The organism is Streptomyces sp. NPDC040405 (assembly GCF_055595765.1).
Genome location: NZ_JBVIVI010000001.1, coordinates 898006 through 916542, shown reverse-complemented (window position 1 = coordinate 916542; position 18537 = coordinate 898006). Strand labels below are relative to the sequence as shown.

The window sequence follows — 18537 nt, the reverse complement described above, 5'->3', positions numbered from 1 at the left end:
CCGCCCATCAGGCTGGGGTTGAGGCCCAACTCGCGCGTGTCGGCGGGGCAGTAGGCGATGTAGTACGAGGTCTCCTGCGGGCGGGCGGGCGACGCTTCGCCGCGTGATCCGCAGCGGACTGTTCGTCGCTCCAGTCCGCTCACTGCGTTTCGCTGGGACTCCACGAGCCGGTGAGGAGGCAGACGCAGCGCGTCCCGGGTACCGCCAGAAGAGTGAGGCACGCCGCAACCGGTGTGGACGTCGGTTGGGTGAGCACGCGGCTCAGGTGGGCATTTCGGCAGATGCACGACCGCCCTGATCGCGGCGGTACAGCCATCGGTGGTACCCGGATCGACGTCGGTGAAGGTCCCGCTGGTGTGGTGTCGTGATCCGTTCCAGTAGCCGACGGAGTTCCCGCATGCGATTTGTCAGACCGTGGCCGCATTTTCGGGCTACCGTCGGACTGGACGCGTCGTGTTGTCCACGCACCCCGAGGAGTAATCCTGTGTCATCGCCCTGTGACCCCCAGTACGCTCCCGTCGGCGATGTGGGTGCCGCGCTCATGGTGATTGACTCTCGGCTCAAAGCCATCTACGACGGCAAGGCCGAGACCGACCCCGAACAGCAGCAGCTGAGCGAGCAATTCGCCGCGTCACTCGGCCCCACCGAGGCCAAGGAGTTGCTGGACGGTGCGTGCACGCTCATCTACATGTTCATGCAGTGGCTGCGGATGGCCCACGAGGACCACGACAAGGACGTCATCGAGTACGTCGTGCCCAGCTTGGTGGCCTCGATGCGCATGATGACCAAGAGCATCTGTCCCGAGGTCATCCCCACCATGACCGGCCTGGTCGTCGCGGCCGGTACCGGCCTGAGCCCCAACCTGTGGCGCAAGCAGTTCGGTGACTGGACCGAGGACGAGATGAATCCTCTGGAAGCCACGGCCTTGCTGCTCGCGGAGCACATCAACCGGCTCACTGACGACCGCGACTTCGCCACTCGCATGATCGGCGAAGCCTTGTCCGATGCTCCAGAGGCTTAGAGGCGCGGCGTTCAGCGGCCGCGGAGTCGGCGGCGTTGACTACTGCTGGCTGTCGGGTTTGACGATGAACCACTCCAGGTCGTTGTCGTCCTGGCAGCCGAAGATGGTGATTCTCGTGCCGTCTGCCCTGTCCTCGCCCTTGTCGGCGTAGCCCGCGACGTTCAGGCAGAGCTGGTTGCTGGCGTAGTTGTGGATCCAGTGGAGGCCGTTGGTGTTCGGCCGCTTCTCCACCCACCACAGCTGGTTGTCGTCCATCTTGCGGGTGCAGGCCGCCTCCTTCACCCCTGTCCTGATGGCGGCCGCGCCCTGGTCCGGCAGGTCCATGCAGTAGCCGTCCATGGTGTTGCGGATCTGGACGAGGTCGGCGTTGTTCGGGCCCTTTCCCTCGAACACGGTCTCCAGGTTCCACAACTGCCGTTCCTGGGCGCCGTCGCAGGGGTATTGGGCGGTCTCCCCGTCCACCTTGCCCTGCTCCTCGACGGGGGCGGCGCACTTCTGCGTGGTCCCGTTCCGGAGCAGGACGCGGGCGAACGGGTCGACCGGTGCCTGCGTGGGCTTGGCGTCCCCGCCGCCGCCACCTCCACCGCCCGCGTCGTCACCGCCGGGCTGCTGCGTCGGCTCGGGCGCCTGGCTCGACGCGGCCGGGGGCTTGGAGGCCGAGGGCTCCGGGGTCGGCACGGAGGTGGCGGCGGCCTGCTCGGTCCGGTCCTGGGCGCGGGTGCCGACCGGCGGTTTGTACGAGATCCAGATCATGACGAAGGCGATGGTGAGCGCGACGAGCATGCTGAAGAGCACGCCCAGCCAGCGCGGCATCAGCCCGGGCTGTTCGTAGGTGCCCTGCACCGGCAGCGGTTCGGCGCCGGAGCGCTGTACGGACAGGGTGAAGGGCCGGGACTCTTTGGCTCCGGCCCAGATGGTCTGGCGGGGCTTGAGGGTGGTTTTGATGAAGGCGGCCCGGCCGGGTTCGATCTGGACGTTGGCGGGGTGGATGTCGTAGGAGATCTGGTCGCCGTTGTCGCTGCCGCTGATGGAGGCGGTGAGTTTGACGTTGCCGAGGTTGTCCACGGCGAGTTTGGGGCGTCCCCGGAACCGGCCCTTGACGGTCTGCGGCACGAGTTCGGCCCGTACCTCGCTGAACGGCGTGACGGTGACGTTGCCTTCGGGGACGGTGGTGGCCTGCGGGTGTTCGGTGGGGATGATCTGCACCCCGTACGCGTTCGGCCCGGCGGCGGCGTCCGGGGTGCGCGGTGGGGCGAAGGTCAGCTCCACGGTGCCGGTCGTTCCCGGGTACAGCCGGAGTGTCTGCGGCTCGACGGTCGTCCATGGGGACAGGTCGCCGACGGGTACGAAGCGGTATTCGTCGACGACATCGCCGGTGTTGCGCAGCCGCAGCCGCACGGTGGCCGAGCCGCCGGGGTCCACGGTGGTCGAGGCAGGTTCCAGAGAGGTCCAAAGGCTCACCGCATGACGCTATGGCGGGCGCCCGGCCCGTGTCGCAGGCGCCGGGGCACGTTCCGCTGCCTGAAGGCACCGGCACGCTGCCCCGCCGGGCGCCCTGCGGTCTCCGGGGCCGCGGCGGTGCAGCGCTCCGCCGTGCATGACGTCCTGGACACCTCCGGCCAGGCGTTCACCGGACCGCTGCGCACCAAGATGGAGGCCCGCTTCGGCGGGGCGGCACGCGAGAGCAGGCACTACGTGTGCGGCGACGGGTGCGAGCCGTAGCGCCAGGTACTCTCGGGCGTGCCGGTTGGGCAGGGTCGCCCGGAGGTCGGCCCAGAGGCCCGAACGAGGTCCTTGCTCGTCTGAGCGTTGCCGCGATGAGGGTGGAACCGGCGGTGTAACCTCAGGATCAGCTGTCATGGTTCCGAAGTACCGGTCGCCCGTGAGCGTGTGCGCGGGCGACTCTGCTGTGCAAAGTCGCTGAGGACCAAGGCGATCACCTCCGGCTCCCGCACGGTGCGGGAGCCGACTTCTAGTCCCCTTGGAGGGCGAAATGGCCAGCGGAACCGTCAAGTGGTTCAACTCGGAAAAGGGCTTCGGCTTCATCGAGCAGGACGGCGGTGGCCCCGACGTCTTCGCTCACTACTCCAACATCGCCAGCTCCGGTTTCCGTGAGCTCCAGGAAGGCCAGAAGGTGAACTTCGACGTCACCCAGGGCCAGAAGGGCCCCCAGGCGGAGAACATCACCCCCGCCTGATCTCGCACCTACACGACGCCCGCCCTGCGACGCTCGCAGGGCGGGCGCCGTGCGTTCCACCCGCCACCCGCCACCGCCACCGGACTGATGGCTCCCTCCGTGGCATCCACGAAAGGGTGAATCCGTCAAACCCACCAAACGCAGTGGCCCCATCAGCCACGGCGGTCACCTGATCGAGAGTCCATGCCTCTAGCGCACCGTGCGATCCCCCTCGTCCGCTGATGTGAGGGCGTCGAGGTCATCGGCGTAAGAGCGGATATGGATGTCCCGGTGGGCGCGGGCGGCGGCGATCACGGGGGCGAACGCCGCATACGCGTGCGGGTGTTTCTCCAATAGGCCCACGGCGGCGACGGCACCGCACTCCGCTGTGTCCTCGTCTTCCGACTGGGTCAACCGTAGGCAGATCTCCGCCGCACGGACCGGGTCAGCCATGGCGATGAGCGTCTCTGCCAGCGGGCTGTCCGACCAGCGCCACTGTTCGCCTTCGATGACATCGCCATTGAGCACGTCACCGTGCTCCCACGCCTCGGCGACGGCGGTGGTCACCTCGGTGGTCCACGGCAGTCCGGCCTGGGCGATGCCCCACGCCGCGGCGGCGCGCACAGCGGGCGTGTGACGGGACGCCAGAGCGTCGGAGAGCCACGCGGCGCGGTTGGCGACGTTGTGCCGGGCGACGCCACCGACCATGACCGCTGCGATGAGCGGGTCTGGTTCGGTGAGGGCGCACTCGCCAAGCGCGCGTATCGCAAGCTCCTCGTGCCCGGTGCGCAATCCGGTCACGTAGGCGACGCGGTGCCGCACTTCACGGACCGGGTCGGCGAGGAGGGGGAGCAGGCGGGGAGTCGCCCGCGCGTGGGCAGCACGGATCTCGTGGTGCACGGATTCGGTCTCCGCGACGCCGATGGTGATGCCGAGCAGCAGGTCGGCGAGGGTTGCCCGGCCAGGTGCCGCGGGGTCGAGCAGGAGGTCCACGAGAATGGGGTACGCCTTGGCCGACCCCGCGTAGACGCTTCCCTGGTGGACCAGGCAGTTGTGGAGGACGCCAACGGCCCGCTCGGCGCGGTCCGAGTCCTCGCCACAGGCATCGCGAAGCCACTTGAGGGTGTCCGCGCCGTCGCCGTAGGCGTGTCCCGCCCCGGCCCAGTCGGTGGCGTGTAGTGCCATCCGTGCCCGCATCGTTGCTTTCGTCCTCTCCGAGGTGTGCGCACTCTCTCGCCATCGGCCGGACCAAGGCTAGGGTCTTTTGTCACGCCGGATCAGCGAGCGCGGGACCGGGGCAGGCTGTGTCGAACAAGGTCGGCCTCCCGGCGTACCGGAACAGCCAGGGGCACGTAGGCCGGACAACCGGAGGCTGCGTGATGTTGGAGATCCGCTACCGGCCGTAGCTCACCGCCCGATCACCGCGAGCCGTCCGTGGTCAGCTCTGCTTCTCCATGCTGATGGCCTGGCGGAGTTCCTCGCTCGCCGCTCCTGGTTCTTGCCGCTGGTTCTCCAGCAGAGCGGCGGCTATGGCGTCGAGCTTGCGCTGGATGGCGTGTTCTGCACGCCGTTCGGAGTTCTTCAGCAGTGCCAGAAGCAGCAGCGACACAGCGGACATCGCCTCGCCCACCATCAGCAGCCACGGCGTGGGCAGCTTCAGTATGTGCGCGGTGATCGCGCCGGCGACCAGAACGAGGCACACACCGAAGAAGCCGGGGGAGCTGGTGAAGTTCGAAGCGTGTTCCGCCAGGCGCGTGAACCAGCCCGGCCGGTCGCCGTCACGGTGCGCGGGGTGCTGAGGTGCCATGAGGTCTCCGGCCGTCCTCATGAGGCCACCCGGTCGGCAGGGGTCCCCAGAGATCCGTCGGACACATGGAACCGCCCACGCCACAGGGCGTGCGGCCTGTCTCCCGTATCCGACTCCGCCTGCTCCAGGTATGCCATACGGTCGGCAGAGGCCTCCGATCCGGTGGCCGTCGACACTACGTTCTCCCCATGGTCGGCACTACGTTCTTCCAGTGGTCGGCCCACGTGCGGGACTCGGCCGAACCCCCGAATTCGAGCTGATGTGGCCGTGCCTACCCCGCCTTCCGCAGAGCATGCACCTGCTTGGAGAGAGGCCCGGGTACCGCTGACCCCGGGCAACGTTCCTACCAGCCATACCCTCCATTGGCGCCGTAGACGTGGTTCGAGGCGAGTTCGCTCCATGCCCAGTCCGAACCCTTCTGCGACGCGCTTCAGGCAGCCCCGCCCGGGGCGATCAGCCCCGTCTCGTAGGCGAAGACGACGGCCTGGACGCGGTCGCGCAGGTCCAGCTTGGACAGGATGCGGCCGATGTGGCTCTTGACCGTGGTCTGGCTGAGGAACAGCCGGGAGGCGAGTTCGGCATTGCTGAGGCCCGTCGCGAGCAGGCGGAGCACCTCGAGCTCGCGCGGGGTCAGGTCGGACAGATCGCGGTGCGGGGCGACGGTTTGCGGTTCGTCGCGGTGTGCGAAGCGCTCGATCAGCCGACGAGTGATCGTGGGTGCGAGGAGGGCGTCTCCGGACCGCACCAGGCGTAAGGCGGAGACCAGATGTTCGGGGGTGACGTCCTTGAGCAGGAAGCCGCTGGCGCCGGCCGTGAGCGCGGCGTAGACGTAGTGGTCGAGGTCGTATGTGGTGAGGATGATGACCCGCGGTCCGTTCGGGCCGGCATCGCCGACGATGCGCCTGGTGGCCTCGATGCCGTCCATCTCCGGCATCCGGATGTCCATGAGGACGACGTCAGGCCGCGTACGGCGGACCGCTGCGACAGCCTCGGCCCCGTCGGCCGCCTCGGCCGTCACCTCGATGCCGTCCGCGGCCAGGATCATCTTGAAACCCGTGCGTACGAGGGCTTGGTCGTCGGCGATGACGACGCGCAGCGGTGGCTGGTCCATGTTCATACGCTGCTCCATGGGATACGGGCCCTGACCTGGTAACCGCCGTCGTTTGTCGGCCCGGCCGTCAGCTCGCCCTTGTAGACGGCCAACCGCTCGCGCAGCCCCATGTGGCCACGGCCGTTGCTCTCCACCGGCGGGGAATTCTTGGCGCCGCCGGTGTCCGTGACCTCGATCTCCAGACAGTCGTCGGTGTAACCGATGGTGACGGACGCGTCCGCGCCACGCGCATGTTTGATCGTGTTGGTCAGTGCCTCCTGTACGACGCGATACGCGGTGAGGTCCACCCCCGGCGGCAGCGGATCCGGCGGCAGTGACACCCCGACGCTCACGGGCGTCCCGGCGGCGCGCACCCGTGCGACCAGCGCGTCGAGCCGCGCGAGCCCGGGCTGGGGCTCCAGGCTGTCAGCCTTCTCGTGGTCCGGGGCGGCCAACAGGCCCATTACGTGACGCAGTTCGGCCATGGCGGCCCGACCGCCCGCCTCGACGGCGAGCAGCGCCTCCTTCGACTGCTCGGGCACCACATCCATCACCTTGCGGGCCGCGCCCGCCTGGATCACCATCACGCTCACATTGTGGGTCACAACGTCGTGCAGTTCGGCGGCAATGCGGGCACGCTCCTCCTCGACGGCCCGGCGCGTGGCCTCCTCCTGAGCCTCCTGCAGTTCTGTGACCCGGTCCCGGCTGGACGCCAGCCGCAGCTGCAGGAAGCGGACGAGGCTGGCCAGCATCCCGGCCACCAGCAGCACGAATCCCGGGCTGGACCATCCCGGGAGCAGGGGGTCCGCGTTGCGGAAAGCGAGACCGGACAACGCGGCGGCGATCACCAGGACGGCAATCGCCGCTATCCGGTAACGGCTGTGTACGACGGCGCTGTAGGCGCCGATGACGCAGGCCAGGACGGTGATCCAGGAGGCGGAGCTGCCGATGGCCAGTGCCGCGCCCAGCACTGCCACGAACTGGCTCAGCGGATACCGGCGCCGGGCTGCCAGCGGCAGCGTCGACAGGACGACCAGGGCCCAGGGTACGGAGGGGGGCTCGTCCGCCGCGGGCGTCTGACCAGGATCGGGCGGCGGGGGCGGAGCCGGGACCCCGGCCCCGGCGTCGGCCTTCGGGGCGATGTCCACCGGACCGTCGCCGGGATAGCGCACCGCCACGAACAGGGCGATGACGGTCAGGACGACCGCCAGCACCACATCGGCGCGCACCGCTCGCCGGGACAGCGGAGCTGCCTTCGCTTCCGGGCGTAACGCGTCGATGAGCTGCTGATGCCAGCTGCGCCGGTCTGCCGTCTCCATCCGTGCATTGTGCTGCGCTCTCCGCCCGGCCCGCGTCCGCCTGTCCGATCAGGGCGTTGTCCCGGAGACCTCCTTCTCAGGTATGACTCCGCGGCCGAATCCTCCGGAGGAAGGGGCTGATGTTGGTTCCGCGGCCGACGCGCCCCGTACGCGGGCGCCTCTAGGTTCACGGGGCCGACAACGGCATGTGCCTCTCGCGACTGTGAAGGACGGACACTCGTATGCGTCAAGTGATCGAACTGGAGGGTGTGGCGAAGCGCTACGACAGCGCCGACGCGCAGGCGCTCGGACCGCTCACGCTCAGCGTCGCCCAGGGTGAGGCCCTTGCCGTGACGGGCCCTTCCGGCAGCGGCAAGTCCACGCTGCTGAACCTTGTCGCCGGTTTGGACAGGCCGACCGATGGCGCCGTGATCGTGGCCGGACGACGGATCGACCAGTTGAGCGAGCACGTCCTTGCCAGGTTCCGTCGCGAGCACATCGGCATGGCCTTCCAGTTCTTCAATCTTCTCGACGACCTCACCGTCACCGACAACATCCAGCTCCCGGCCCAGCTGACCGGGACCAGCCGGCGCAAGGCCGCGGCCCGTGCGGGTGAGCTGATGGAGATGCTGGGCATCCAGAAACATGCCCGTGCCTATCCGGGCCGACTGTCCGGAGGCGAACGCCAGCGGGTCGCGGTCGCCCGGGCGTTGGTCAACCGGCCCGCGCTGCTGCTCGCCGACGAGCCCACCGGCGCGCTCGACACCGCCTCAGGCCACGACGTCCGCGATCTGCTGATGGATCTGCACCGCGGCGGACAGACCATCGTGCTGGTGACGCATGACCTGACGCTGGCGGAGGCGTGCGCGAGCCGCACGATCCACCTGGTCGACGGTCATGTCGCCCTCGACACGTACGCGTCGCAGGCCGTCCGATGAGCCTGTTCGGTACCGGCGCGCTGGGCCGGGTCGTACGCTCCGGGGTGGGCCGACGGCGGGTACAGACCGTGGTGATCGCCGTGGCCACGATGATGGCCGTGGCCTCGGCCGTGGTCGCTGGCTCGCTGATGGTCGCCGCGGCCGCGCCCTTCGACCACGCGTTCGGGAAGCAGCGGGGTGCGCACCTCACGGCACAGTTCGATCCGGCCAAGGCGAGCGCGGCGCAGCTGGCAGGGACCGGGAAGCTGGCCGACGTCACCGCGAGCGCGGGGCCGTACCCGTCCACGGCGTTCCGCCCGGTGGATCAGGCGGGTTTCCGCATGCCGACGCTGACCCTGGTCGGGCGGTCCGGTGCGGACGGCGATGTGGACCGCGTGGATCTGAAGTCCGGCCGGTGGCCGCGGAAGCCGGGCGAGATCGTGCTCGCCGCGTCGTTCGAGGGGCCCGCCATCGAGCTCGGCTCCACCCTGAAGGCTTCGGACACCACGAACGCCCAGACTCTTTCGATCGTCGGCTTCGTCGTGTCGGCCAGCAAGACCGCCGACGCCTGGGCGACCCCCGCGCAGGTCGACGCGCTGGCGTCGGAGGGCCGCCCGGTCACGAGTCAGATGCTCTACCGCTTCGACTCCGCGAGCACGAAGGGTCAGATCCTCGCCGACCGGAAGAAGCTCGCCGCCTCCGTGGGGCCCGGGGCGCTGCTGGGCACCCAGTCCTGGCTGGACACCAAGCTCGCCGCTGATCAGGGTGCGGCGGCGACCGTCCCGTTCGTGATGGCTTTCGGTGTGCTCGGCATCCTGATGTCGGTGATCACCGTCAGCAGTGTGATCAGTGGTGCGGTCGGCACCAGCCTGCGCAGAATCGGCATTCTCAAGGCCATCGGCTTCACTCCACGCGAGGTCGTACGCGCCTACGTTGCCCAGGCGCTCATTCCGGCCGGCGCCGGCATCGCCGCGGGGGTCGTCCTGGGAAACCTCCTGGCAGTGCCGCTGCTGGCGGACACCCAGGAGATGTACGGCAGCATGTCGCTTTCGGTGGCCTGGTGGGTGGACGTCACGGTGCCGACCGCCGCCCTGGTCGTCGTGGGGCTCGCGGCGCTGATTCCCGCACTGCGGGCCGGAAGACTGCGTACGGTCGAGGCCATCGCGGTCGGCCGGTCGCCGCGCACGGGGCGCGGCCAGTGGGCGCACCGGGCGATCGGGCTGCTGCCGCTGCCGCGGCCGGTGACCTACGGTCTCGCCACCCCCTTCACGCATCCGGTCCGTACCCTCGCGATGCTGCTCGCGGTCGCGTTCGGTACGGTCGCCGCGACCTTCGCGGTGGGGCTGACCGCGTCTCTGGGCGAGGTCGGCGCCTCGCAGGACACCGACAGCCGTGCCGCGGTCACGGCCACGACCACCAAGCTCAACAACGTCGCTCCCCCTCCGCCTCCTCCTGCAGGGGGCAGCGTGGCAAGCCCGTCTCCCGTGGGCGGCGGCGTGGCAAGCACGTCCGAACCCAGGGCTGCCGACCCGGCGAAGGTGCGGTCTGCCATCACATCGCAGGCGGGGACGGGGCCGTACTACGGCAAGGCCCGGACCGAGGTCGCCGTGGCCGGAATCTCCGGCTCGGTACGGATCAGCCTCTACGAAGGCGATTCGCGCTCCGGCAGCTACGAGATGCTCTCCGGACACTGGATCACCGGTAAGGGGCAGGTCGTGGCGCCCACACGCTTCCTGGAAAGGACGAGCACCAAGATCGGTGACACGGTGCGGGTGACGTACGAGAAGGAGACCGCGAACCTGCGGATCGTGGGCGAGTCCTTCGACACCTCGGGCAACGAGCTGGAGATCCACGCGGACATGGCCAACTTCCGGTCGGCCGAGCCCAGTACCTTCCTCGTGGAGGTCAAGCCCGGTGTCCCCGCCGACGAGTACGCCCGGAAGCTCGCCGCGGTCGTACGGCCGCTGGGCGGCGACGCCGCGACCAACGCCCCCTCGGAGCAGAAGGGCATCATCCTCATCATGGACGCGATGGCGGTGCTGCTCACCCTCATGCTGGTCTCCGTGGCCGGTCTCGGCGTACTCAACTCCGTAGTCCTGGACACCCGGGAACGCATCCACGACCTGGGCGTCTGCAAGGCGATCGGCATGACGCCGCGGCAGACCATGAGCCTCGTGCTCGCCTCGGTGACCGCGATCGGAGTGATCGGAGGGCTGATCGGCGTGCCGACGGGGTACGCGCTGCACCGCGTCGTCATGCCGGTGATGGGGCGTGCCGTAGGCACCCGTATGCCGTCGTCGGTCCTCGATGTGTACGGGCCTGCTCAGCTGCTCCTGCTGGGGCTGGGCGGGGTCGTGATCGCGATGCTGGGCGCGCTCGTCCCGGCCGGCTGGGCCGCCAAGGCCCGTACAGCCACGGCACTGCGCACCGAGTAGCGTCCGGCGGAGCGCGAGCCTCTGGGCGCTGGAAGGTATGTCACCCGGGCTCCCCACCGAGGGCGCTCCTCTCCCGGGGGCCCGCCAGATTCAGGGACTCTGGGCAAGGTGGGTAACTGCCTTCCGGCACGGGCTGGAAGACCGTGGCTGAGCCCACGCTGTCATGGTGCGGCGCGACGGCAAGTGGGGCCGGTGACGGTCCAGGTGGTCAGGAGGCATTGGAGCAGCGTTGCCCGGGCCGTGTGCAACTGGCCAGCTCGCGACTGACTCACCGCGCAGACGTTGGGACCCGAATGGGGGTAACGCGTCGTGATCTATGGTGGGTGTGGGGCTCCGGGGGAAGCACCGCTCCGGGGGATGACGTCAGTGCATGCGGTGCGGTTTCGTAACCAGGGGGCGGGCGCATGAAGTTCGACGCGGGCGGCATCGGTTCGGCCGCGCTGCTCAGGGCAGCCCGTACACCTCGTGGTGAGCTGGCCGCTGGGCACAGCGCCGTGAGCCGCGGCAGCCGCGGGGCCGCATCATGACCAAGGACGTCATTGCCCTCACCAAGCAGCCGCCGGATCCGCGGACCGTCGCGGCCGCTCTGCTGTCGGGAGGACCTGACCTGCGGTTGCGGACCCTTGGCGAGGGGGCTGTAGTGCAGTTGACCGATGACGATGGGCGGCCGCTGGTCTCCATCGAGTCCCCGATGCTGCTTGCCGTGCCGCACGAAGCGCAGCGTCTACTCGGGGTGCGGGCGGATGAGCTGGGTGAGTCGGTGTGGTGGACGGAAGTGCGTGCGACGGCTGCCACGGACCAGGCGCGGCGGCTTGCGTCGGTGGTGGCCGGGCGTCTGGTGGCCATGGTGGGTGGTGTGCTGTGGCCGCGGGAGGCCGCGGAGGAGGGCATCGGTGTCGTCGACACCCGCGGTGCTCAGGTTCCTCCTTCGCCTCATCCTGAACAGCCCGCGGTGGATGTCCTGACCGACGCCGCGGCCGTCCTTTTTCAGGACCGTCCGGTTCTCGGGCTGTCCTCGTGGCTGGGCAATGCCCTGCTTTCCGCTGCGGCGGAGGACCGTCGGGTACAGATCGTCACCCCGCCTCATACGCTGCTGACGCTCCCCGCCCGCCTCGCACTGGCCGAGGTTGAGGGGCGCTGGGTGGTGCGGGAGGAGTCCGGGGACTATTACGACGGTCTGACCGGGGCGGTGCTGGGCTGGCAGGGCGATTCCTTCGTCCCCGTCCCGGACAGTTCCCGCGAGACCGGTGGAACCGGCACGGCGGCGGCTTTCGCCCCGGTGCCCAACCCGGATGAGCGTCAGCTGCTGCTGTCCATCCGTACCTGCCACCGGGCTGACGAACACCTGCTGCTGGGCGGAGCGCTGGAGGCCTGCTGGCAGCACCTGGCGGGGGCCGCTCCGGTCGCGTGGGGTACGGCTGAGCCGGTCGGTCTGCCGTGGTCCCGGCGTAACCTCACCGACTTCGCGCGGGACCGCGCTCCGCGGCCGACCAGACTGGTGGTCGTCGGCGCTCCCGATCGTCCGGCCGTCGCGGCCCTGAATATCCTGCGCACCGCGGACGGTGTGGAAGAGGACATCAACCTCGGGGTCGGTTACGGCATGGGTGAGGAGCCGCCGTTTGACGCGCTTGCCGGTCTTGCCGATGATCTGGCCTCTCATCACGGTCTCCGTTCGGCTTTGTTCCATGTGCGGACCGGGCGGCGGGATGTGAATGCTCCGGCGAGTTTCGAGACGCCGCCCATCCCGCTCGCCCTCGCGCTTGGCGCGGAGGAAGCCCGAAGGGCTGGTGCCGGTGTGGAGAAGGTGCCGGTTCCGCAGCCGCCGCGGGCCATCGGAGCGCGACGCCGACCGGGCAGGTACTACTGCTTGGGGGAGGCCGATTCCCCGTCCAACTGGGCGAGGTTGCGTTCGCTCCTGGAGCACTTGCGCGGCCGGGACGCATAGCTAGAAGGGCCGTTTACCGCAGACATCAGGGGCACGAAGCAGAGCACGTTCGACGCGGCGTGCTCCGGAGGGGAATCGGGGGGAATCGTGGCGAAGTGGGACATCGACGTGGCGGGTGTGGGCCGCATCGTTGGGGAGGCTGGACGTACCGCTGGGCATTTCGAGGGGGAGCTGAAGTCCATCAGCTCTCATCTGGAGAGTGCGATGAAGGCGGCGGGGACGTTGGATTTCGGGGGCGAGAGTCAGACGCCTGAGGTCGGTCTGGTGGGTATGACGCTGGGGCAGTACGCCTCGGCGCAGCAGTCGGATATCGCCTTCATCGTGGCCCGTGCGGACAAGTCGTTGCAGGGTGCGGTGGACGCGACGGAGGAGTACAACAAGGGGGCGTTGGATATGGCGGCCAACGCGCAGGGGGAGGCACTCAAGGCGCCCTCCATCGATCTTGATGGCCCGGGGAAGAAGGGCGCCAAGTGATCGATCCTCATGCCATCCCTCAGTTCAAGGGTGACTTGGAGCAGTTGGAGAAGGATGCCTCCGCGCTGAAGAAGCAGGCGGGGAAGTTCCGTATCACTGGCTCGGATGTGCACTCCAAGTTCCAGAGCTTGTCGGGTGTCTACCACGCTCCCGAGGCCCAGCAGCTCTTCGACACCACCGCACCCGTGCGCGACATGTCCGATGTCATCGCGGACGACTTGGAGAAGATCGCGGCAGCGTTGTCGGCCTACGTCGATGAAGTCCGCCCTGTCAAGAACAAGTTGCGGCGGCTCAAGCACCAGGCCGCGGCCTTCGTGGAGAAGGTCAAGGACGATGAGCACTGGAAGGATGACGAGGAGAAGATCGCCGAGCACTCCGGCCTGCTGCACCAGGTGAATGTCGCGGTGGCGGCATTCCAGGCGGCCGAACGCCGCGCGGCGAACAAGATCGGCGACCGTTTCTTCGGCTCCACCCACTACACCGTCGACGACGGGTCCGGTAAACGGGGTGCGTACGGGTACCGGGCCGGTGATCTGGACAAGGCGAAGGATCTGCCCTGGGGCACCCCGGAGAAGGAGACCCACCGCCCCTGGGAGCTCGACTACTGGGGTGCCAGTGCGGCCAAGGGGTTCGGTATCGACGGTTTCGGCGGCGACATCGACGGGCTGGCCACCCTGGTCGGCTGGCACGGAGGCGACAAGGCCTCCGAGGCATGGGGGGCGCTGGGGGACACTTTCAGCGGCCTGGGTCAGTACACGGCCTGGCCGTATGAGTGGGCGATGTCCAAGACCATCGGCGGGGGCAACGGGGACAACGAGCAGAAGAAGGCGTTCCGTGAGTCCCTCAAGGGCTTCGTTGCGTGGGATGAGTGGGACAAGGACCCGGTGCGTGCGGGAGGCCAGGTCCTCTACAACGTCACGCCCTTCGGCATTCTCGGCAAGCTCGGAAAGGCCGCCAAGGGCACCCACCTGGCCGAGGTCACGAAGGTCACCAAGGTCGTCGATTCCGTCACTGCCGGCACCCGGGCCGCTCGCGCCGCGCTTCCGAAAGCCTCCGAGGTGCTGGCGGCGGTCAAAGGCCTCCCTCACTGGGGCGATGCTCCTCACCTGGACCGCACCGTGGACGCCGCGGACGATCTGGCCCACCCGCGCGAGTCGGGCGTACGCATGCCGGACCAGGAGGGCCAGCCTCCGACGGTCCTGGACAACGACGGAAACATCCGCCACGCGGAAAACGGCGAGATCATCCACGACATCAAGGACGCCAGGAAGGAAGGCGACCACCCGCAGCAGTCCCTGCCCGAGGACCACCCCGCACACGAAAGGGCACCCGAGCGCGAGAAGGCCACGGTCGGGGGCGGCGCGGACCACCACCCACCACGCGCCCACGCACACACCGGCGACGGCTCCTCCGCCCGCCACGAGCCTTCCACCGGCGGGCACAGTGGCGGCTCCGGTGCAGGCGGGCACAACGGCCCGTCGACCGGAGGTCACGGTGACGGCCCCTCCGGCGGTCACGGCGATGGCCCCTCCAGCGGCCACGGCGACGGGCACAGCACAGGCGGACACCACGGCCCGTCAACCGACAACCCTGGCTCCGGTCACCCGGAGACTCCTGGGGCCGAGGGCATGGACGACGTGGCCCGCGAGGGCGACGACGCAGCTCACGGCGTGGACGACGCCGGTGACGCAGGGCGCGCGGGCGATGACGCGGACGCGCCCGTACATCAGGCGGATGAGGGCACCGGGACAAGCGATCACGGCGGCGTCGGAGAGCGAGAGCTGACCGCGGCCGAGCGGAAGAAGCTCCAAGAAAAGCACGTGTGGTTGGCCAACAACGACGATGTGTGGTTCAACGAGCACTATCGGGACGACGGGCATCGTTGGAGCAAGAGCAAACAGGTGGACGGCGTTGAGCTACCCATCCTGAAGAAACGTCCCGGCGGCGGCTGGGTAGCCAAGTACGACCTGCCGCACGGACCATCTGAAGTCAGGCATGGCCGGACCCCGCTCAAGCCGGACTCCGCCGATACCGCGCACCTTCCGAAGCTTGATGAGGCAGCGAAGAACAGCAGGGTGAGCGTGGATCTCACCAACGCGGAAAGGGAATTCAAGGATAGTCCGTCGGCCGAGAATCAGGCTGCTCTCGATACCGCGCGGGATGCGTATCATGATCAGCTCGGTGACGTGCCTAACAACAGTGAGCACTCCGAGAAGCTTGGAGAGCAGGCGTCCAGGCGCCACGCCATCCCGGAGCTTTTCAAGGATAAGAACCCCGTATGGATCTCACTTCCGAAGACACCTAATGGCGCCAACATGCTCGACGATCTTTATGAGCTTGGCGATGACGGCCATTATCTCGTCGTTGAGCAGAAGGGGCCGAAGGCGAATCTCAATCCACCCCGTCTTGGTGCCGGGCCTGCTGCGAACATGATGGTCAAGCAAGGTACCAGGCCGTACCTCGAGACGATCTTCCACGAGATGTGGAAGCGAGGCGGAAGGGACAGGGAACTCGCGGAATCCCTCTTCGCCGCACTCGAGGACGGGAAGCTGCAGTACGTCCTGGTCAAGGGGAAGGAGAGCGGGGGCTCTTACGATGGTGCTGTGCTGGAGCATTTCAAGGTCTACTAGAGGAGAGAAGCAGTGGTCACGAGCGTTCCCCGCCATGACTTCCCAGCCCAGGCAACCCAGGAGGACATGGCCGCGCTCATGAAGAGCACCAGCCATATCATCGGACGTCTTGAGCAATCGGAGATGTCCCGGTCCCGGGCTCTCGACTCCACCTTGACCGTGGCGCTGTCGTGCTGTGCGGCCGATCCTCAGGCAGCGAAGTTGGAGACGTGGGAGGCGTGGGTCACAGCTATGCAGGTTGGCTCCGCGCTGTTTGATTCGGCTGTGGCGGCGGAAGGCCCTGTGCCCTGTCGCATCGGGATCGCCGGGGAAGTGAAGCATCTTCCGGCGACCGGGCCGACCTCTTACACGCATGCCGGGTCCTGGCTCACCGCGGTCTACCTGGCGACGATCTGCCGTGACGACGAGCGCCTCGACCGGCTCATGCAGGTGCCGACGTCGTTCCTCCGTGAGTCCGGCGCCGTGTTCGACGAGTACGTATACAGCTGGGTGGAGGCACTGCAGAGCTATTGGTCCCGCCGAGCAGACGACATGTGGAACACACTGGTCGAGGCGATTGATGGCGCCAGCCCCCGGGCCGCCCGGATCGCTGACGAAGAGACGTTGCTGAAGATCCTTTATCCGCCGCTTGAGCTTTTCCAACTCTACAACCGCGGGGAGGTCGAGAAATTCAATGCCTCGATGGTCGAATTCCTCACCTGGCACAGGCAGTACTGGACCGGCGACGAGGCTCGATCTCTGAACAGCGACGGCTTGGTAGCCCTCGCCCCTCTTGCCATTGCATGCATGGCCTACGACAACGATTTCCCGATCGAGGTCGATTCTGAGTATCTTCCCAAAGAACTTCTGCAGTTCGGCTGGGTCGGCGAGATCGATGCTTGAGCTGCGATCGGCCGATCACAGAACTCGTGCCGCTCAAATTCCACATCCCCTACCGTGCGATGACGGTCGAGGCGATCCATTCGTGGATGGACGACAACACTGCCCCCGAAGGCGCCGTCACTATCGTTGGTGTGAGCGGTTTCCATGACATCTGGGGCCACTTCGGCTTCAGGGGGTTTCCGCACCCGGAAAGCTACAAGCGCAACGCGCCCAGGCTCGCTGTGGCTCTCGGGGAACTCGATGCGCTTCTCGGGGCGACGGCGTTCGCCGGGCGACGCAACCTGCTTCGGACGTGCTGAAGGCCACGGCGTCGAAATGCCCGATGTCATCGACGGACGCGGGTCCGATCTCAGGGACCGCCTGTGAATAGTTGCCGTTCCGTTTCGCGGGCCGGTGGCCGCGGCGGCTCAAGTCGGCGTGACGGAAAGGGGCTGGGGTGATGATGTCATCTGATACCCGTAAAGAATGGACGCCAGGAAAATTCCCTCAGGACCCCGTGGCGGCGCAACGCCTCAGGGAGTGGCTCGCGGGTGAGGGTGGCGACCTCAACTTGATCGAGTTGGACGCGACCGGCGCGGACCTCTCCGGTGGCGAGTTCTCCAACGCATGGTTCACCGAAGCCACCTTGGCCGACGTGAACTTCACCGAAGCGGAGTTCTACCGCTCGGACCTGCAGGACGCCGACCTCACGCGGGCGAACCTGACGCGTGCCTCCTTCGCGCGGGTCGCTCTGGACTGGGCCGTGCTGCGCGACACGACCCTTGACGGAGCGGATCTCGTCACCACGTCACTCTTCGAGGTCGATGCCGCCGGTTCGCGGTGGCACGGCGCGCGGTTCGTCAACTCCTCGCTCCTCGACGTGAACCTTTGCGGGGCCGACCTCACCGGCGCCGTATTCAAAGAGAACGCCTTCAAGGCTCGGGTCGATGACTCAACGGTCTTCCGCGACATGGCCGGTTCGATCTTCGGGCCGATGGAAGTGGTACAGGGCGATGTCGTTCGGACATTGGCGGGCAATGAACTCGAAAGTTGGCTCAGAGCCAGAGGCGGCGACGTGCGTGTTCTGGAGCCGAAACGGCGCTGAGGCACTGGCCAAGGAGAGGGGTTCGGGCTGTCGGGGCAGTGGCGGAGTCGCCGTTTTGCGATGGCGGTGCGGAGTTGGAAGGCGGCTTCGGTGCTGGTACGGCCCCAGCGGTCGCCGGTGATGTCGAGGCGGTCGGCGATCAGGTGGCGACAGGCTTCTCCTGCTCCGCCGGTGGTGATCGGCCGGTCGGCGGCGGGGGCGGTGTCGAGGTCCCCGGGCGGTCGACTGCTGGTCGGTGGAGACCGACGCCCTTGAGCCGGTCGGCTAGTGCAGGCAGGCCGTCGAGGTCGCGGGTCGCGGTGGTCAGGGTTCGCCGGGGCGAGGTTGTGGCGGTTGGGTGTGTCGGCGATGTTCGATCCGATCGTTCGAGGCGCGGTGGCCGAGGCTGTCCGTGGGCGCACACTGACCGACCAGGAGGGCCAACGCTGCCGAGATGCCTTCGTGCCTACCCACGGGCCGACTCACCCGATCCAGTGCTCAGTTCGAAGCGAGCCGACCACGCGAGCGGCCGGGAACGGTTTGCCCACGCCATGAATGCAAGGCACGTAAAGCACGCAAGTACCTTCGATCGTTACGGTTCACACCGTTGTCGGCCCAATGTCTCTGCGGCACGGTTAGCGCCAGTGAAGCGAGGTGACCGCAAGGGCCTGGAACGGCTCGGCCCGGCGAATCGCGTGCATGGTTCTGGAGAGCAGGCGCAATCCGTTCATTCGCTCTCATTCCTTGCCGAGTGTCTTCGTCACTGACATCGGCTCCCACCCGCGTGCCCGGGAGATGC

Annotated in this window: 16 protein-coding genes; 11 read left to right on the top strand and 5 right to left on the bottom strand. The window is 67.9% G+C overall.

Annotated elements, in window-relative coordinates; genetic code table 11:
• Positions 1-484 precede the first annotated feature (484 nt).
• Positions 485-1021: a hypothetical protein gene (locus ACZ59A_RS04060; RefSeq protein WP_470953192.1), complete on the top strand. Its 537-nt coding sequence runs from the start codon at positions 485-487 to the stop codon at positions 1019-1021.
• Between the two features lie 39 nt (positions 1022-1060).
• Here the strand turns inward: ACZ59A_RS04060 and ACZ59A_RS04055 are convergent, their stop codons facing one another.
• Positions 1061-2482 carry an RICIN domain-containing protein gene (locus ACZ59A_RS04055; protein ID WP_470953190.1) on the bottom strand — a complete coding sequence of 474 codons (1422 nt, stop codon included), beginning with the start codon at positions 2480-2482 and terminating at the stop codon, positions 1061-1063.
• Between the two features lie 132 nt (positions 2483-2614).
• Between ACZ59A_RS04055 and ACZ59A_RS04050 the strand changes: the two genes are divergently transcribed.
• Together ACZ59A_RS04050 and ACZ59A_RS04045 are read left to right on the top strand one after the other, a co-directional pair.
• Entirely contained in the window at positions 2615-2743 is a 129-nt protein-coding gene (locus tag ACZ59A_RS04050; RefSeq protein WP_470953188.1) for a hypothetical protein, read from the top strand.
• 271 nt (positions 2744-3014) lie between these two features.
• Positions 3015-3218: a cold-shock protein gene (locus tag ACZ59A_RS04045; RefSeq protein ID WP_010982331.1), complete on the top strand. Its 204-nt coding sequence runs from the start codon at positions 3015-3017 to the stop codon at positions 3216-3218.
• 189 nt (positions 3219-3407) lie between these two features.
• On the opposite strand, the gene ACZ59A_RS04040 is transcribed toward ACZ59A_RS04045, so the two are convergent.
• From ACZ59A_RS04040 to ACZ59A_RS04025, 4 genes are all read right to left on the bottom strand, one after another.
• Positions 3408-4382 (bottom strand): hypothetical protein, encoded by a 975-nt coding sequence (locus ACZ59A_RS04040; protein WP_470953185.1) that lies wholly within the window; start codon positions 4380-4382, stop codon positions 3408-3410.
• Positions 4383-4635: 253 nt separating this feature from the next.
• Positions 4636-5004 (bottom strand): low affinity iron permease family protein, encoded by a 369-nt coding sequence (locus tag ACZ59A_RS04035; RefSeq protein WP_470953183.1) that lies wholly within the window; start codon positions 5002-5004, stop codon positions 4636-4638.
• A gap of 430 nt (positions 5005-5434) precedes the next feature.
• On the bottom strand, positions 5435-6121 hold the full coding sequence (locus ACZ59A_RS04030) for a response regulator (RefSeq protein ID WP_470953180.1): 687 nt from the start codon (positions 6119-6121) through the stop codon (positions 5435-5437).
• Positions 6118-7413, bottom strand: coding sequence for a sensor histidine kinase (locus ACZ59A_RS04025; RefSeq protein WP_470953178.1), 1296 nt, complete (start codon positions 7411-7413; stop codon positions 6118-6120). The genes ACZ59A_RS04030 and ACZ59A_RS04025 overlap by 4 nt, the downstream gene beginning before the upstream one ends.
• 221 nt (positions 7414-7634) lie before the next feature.
• On the opposite strand from ACZ59A_RS04025, the gene ACZ59A_RS04020 reads away from it, so the two are divergent.
• From ACZ59A_RS04020 to ACZ59A_RS03985, 8 genes are all read left to right on the top strand, one after another.
• Complete coding sequence (locus ACZ59A_RS04020) at positions 7635-8330, top strand: ABC transporter ATP-binding protein (protein WP_470953176.1); 696 nt, start codon at positions 7635-7637, stop codon at positions 8328-8330.
• On the top strand, positions 8327-10744 hold the full coding sequence (locus ACZ59A_RS04015) for an ABC transporter permease (RefSeq protein WP_470953173.1): 2418 nt from the start codon (positions 8327-8329) through the stop codon (positions 10742-10744). Before ACZ59A_RS04020 ends, ACZ59A_RS04015 begins: the two co-directional genes overlap by 4 nt.
• 523 nt (positions 10745-11267) lie before the next feature.
• A complete protein-coding gene (locus ACZ59A_RS04010) occupies positions 11268-12689 on the top strand; it encodes a DUF6177 family protein (protein ID WP_470953171.1) in 1422 nt (473 codons plus the stop codon).
• 87 nt (positions 12690-12776) lie between these two features.
• The gene (locus ACZ59A_RS04005; RefSeq protein ID WP_470953169.1) at positions 12777-13163 is read left to right on the top strand and encodes a DUF6507 family protein; all 387 of its coding nucleotides are present in this window, start codon (positions 12777-12779) and stop codon (positions 13161-13163) included.
• A complete protein-coding gene (locus ACZ59A_RS04000; RefSeq protein ID WP_470953167.1) occupies positions 13160-15793 on the top strand; it encodes a hypothetical protein in 2634 nt (877 codons plus the stop codon). The genes ACZ59A_RS04005 and ACZ59A_RS04000 overlap by 4 nt, the downstream gene beginning before the upstream one ends.
• A gap of 12 nt (positions 15794-15805) precedes the next feature.
• Positions 15806-16675 (top strand): immunity 49 family protein, encoded by an 870-nt coding sequence (locus tag ACZ59A_RS03995; protein ID WP_470953166.1) that lies wholly within the window; start codon positions 15806-15808, stop codon positions 16673-16675.
• A gap of 26 nt (positions 16676-16701) precedes the next feature.
• Positions 16702-16974 carry a hypothetical protein gene (locus ACZ59A_RS03990; RefSeq protein ID WP_470953164.1) on the top strand — a complete coding sequence of 91 codons (273 nt, stop codon included), beginning with the start codon at positions 16702-16704 and terminating at the stop codon, positions 16972-16974.
• 140 nt (positions 16975-17114) lie between these two features.
• Positions 17115-17759, top strand: coding sequence for a pentapeptide repeat-containing protein (locus tag ACZ59A_RS03985; RefSeq protein ID WP_470953162.1), 645 nt, complete (start codon positions 17115-17117; stop codon positions 17757-17759).
• Positions 17760-18537 lie beyond the last annotated feature (778 nt).

Bases quoted from the DNA above. Each gene is read 5' to 3' on its own strand.
- ACZ59A_RS04015 (WP_470953173.1), top strand. From the start codon at position 8,327: ATGAGCCTGTTCGGTACCGGCGCGCTGGGCCGGGTCGTACGCTCCGGG.
- ACZ59A_RS04030 (WP_470953180.1), bottom strand. From the start codon at position 6,121: ATGAACATGGACCAGCCACCGCTGCGCGTCGTCATCGCCGACGACCAA.
- ACZ59A_RS04020 (WP_470953176.1), top strand. From the start codon at position 7,635: ATGCGTCAAGTGATCGAACTGGAGGGTGTGGCGAAGCGCTACGACAGC.
- ACZ59A_RS04010 (WP_470953171.1), top strand. From the start codon at position 11,268: ATGACCAAGGACGTCATTGCCCTCACCAAGCAGCCGCCGGATCCGCGG.
- ACZ59A_RS04040 (WP_470953185.1), bottom strand. From the start codon at position 4,382: ATGGCACTACACGCCACCGACTGGGCCGGGGCGGGACACGCCTACGGC.
- ACZ59A_RS04045 (WP_010982331.1), top strand. From the start codon at position 3,015: ATGGCCAGCGGAACCGTCAAGTGGTTCAACTCGGAAAAGGGCTTCGGC.
- ACZ59A_RS04035 (WP_470953183.1), bottom strand. From the start codon at position 5,004: ATGGCACCTCAGCACCCCGCGCACCGTGACGGCGACCGGCCGGGCTGG.
- ACZ59A_RS04025 (WP_470953178.1), bottom strand. From the start codon at position 7,413: ATGGAGACGGCAGACCGGCGCAGCTGGCATCAGCAGCTCATCGACGCG.
- ACZ59A_RS03985 (WP_470953162.1), top strand. From the start codon at position 17,115: ATGATGTCATCTGATACCCGTAAAGAATGGACGCCAGGAAAATTCCCT.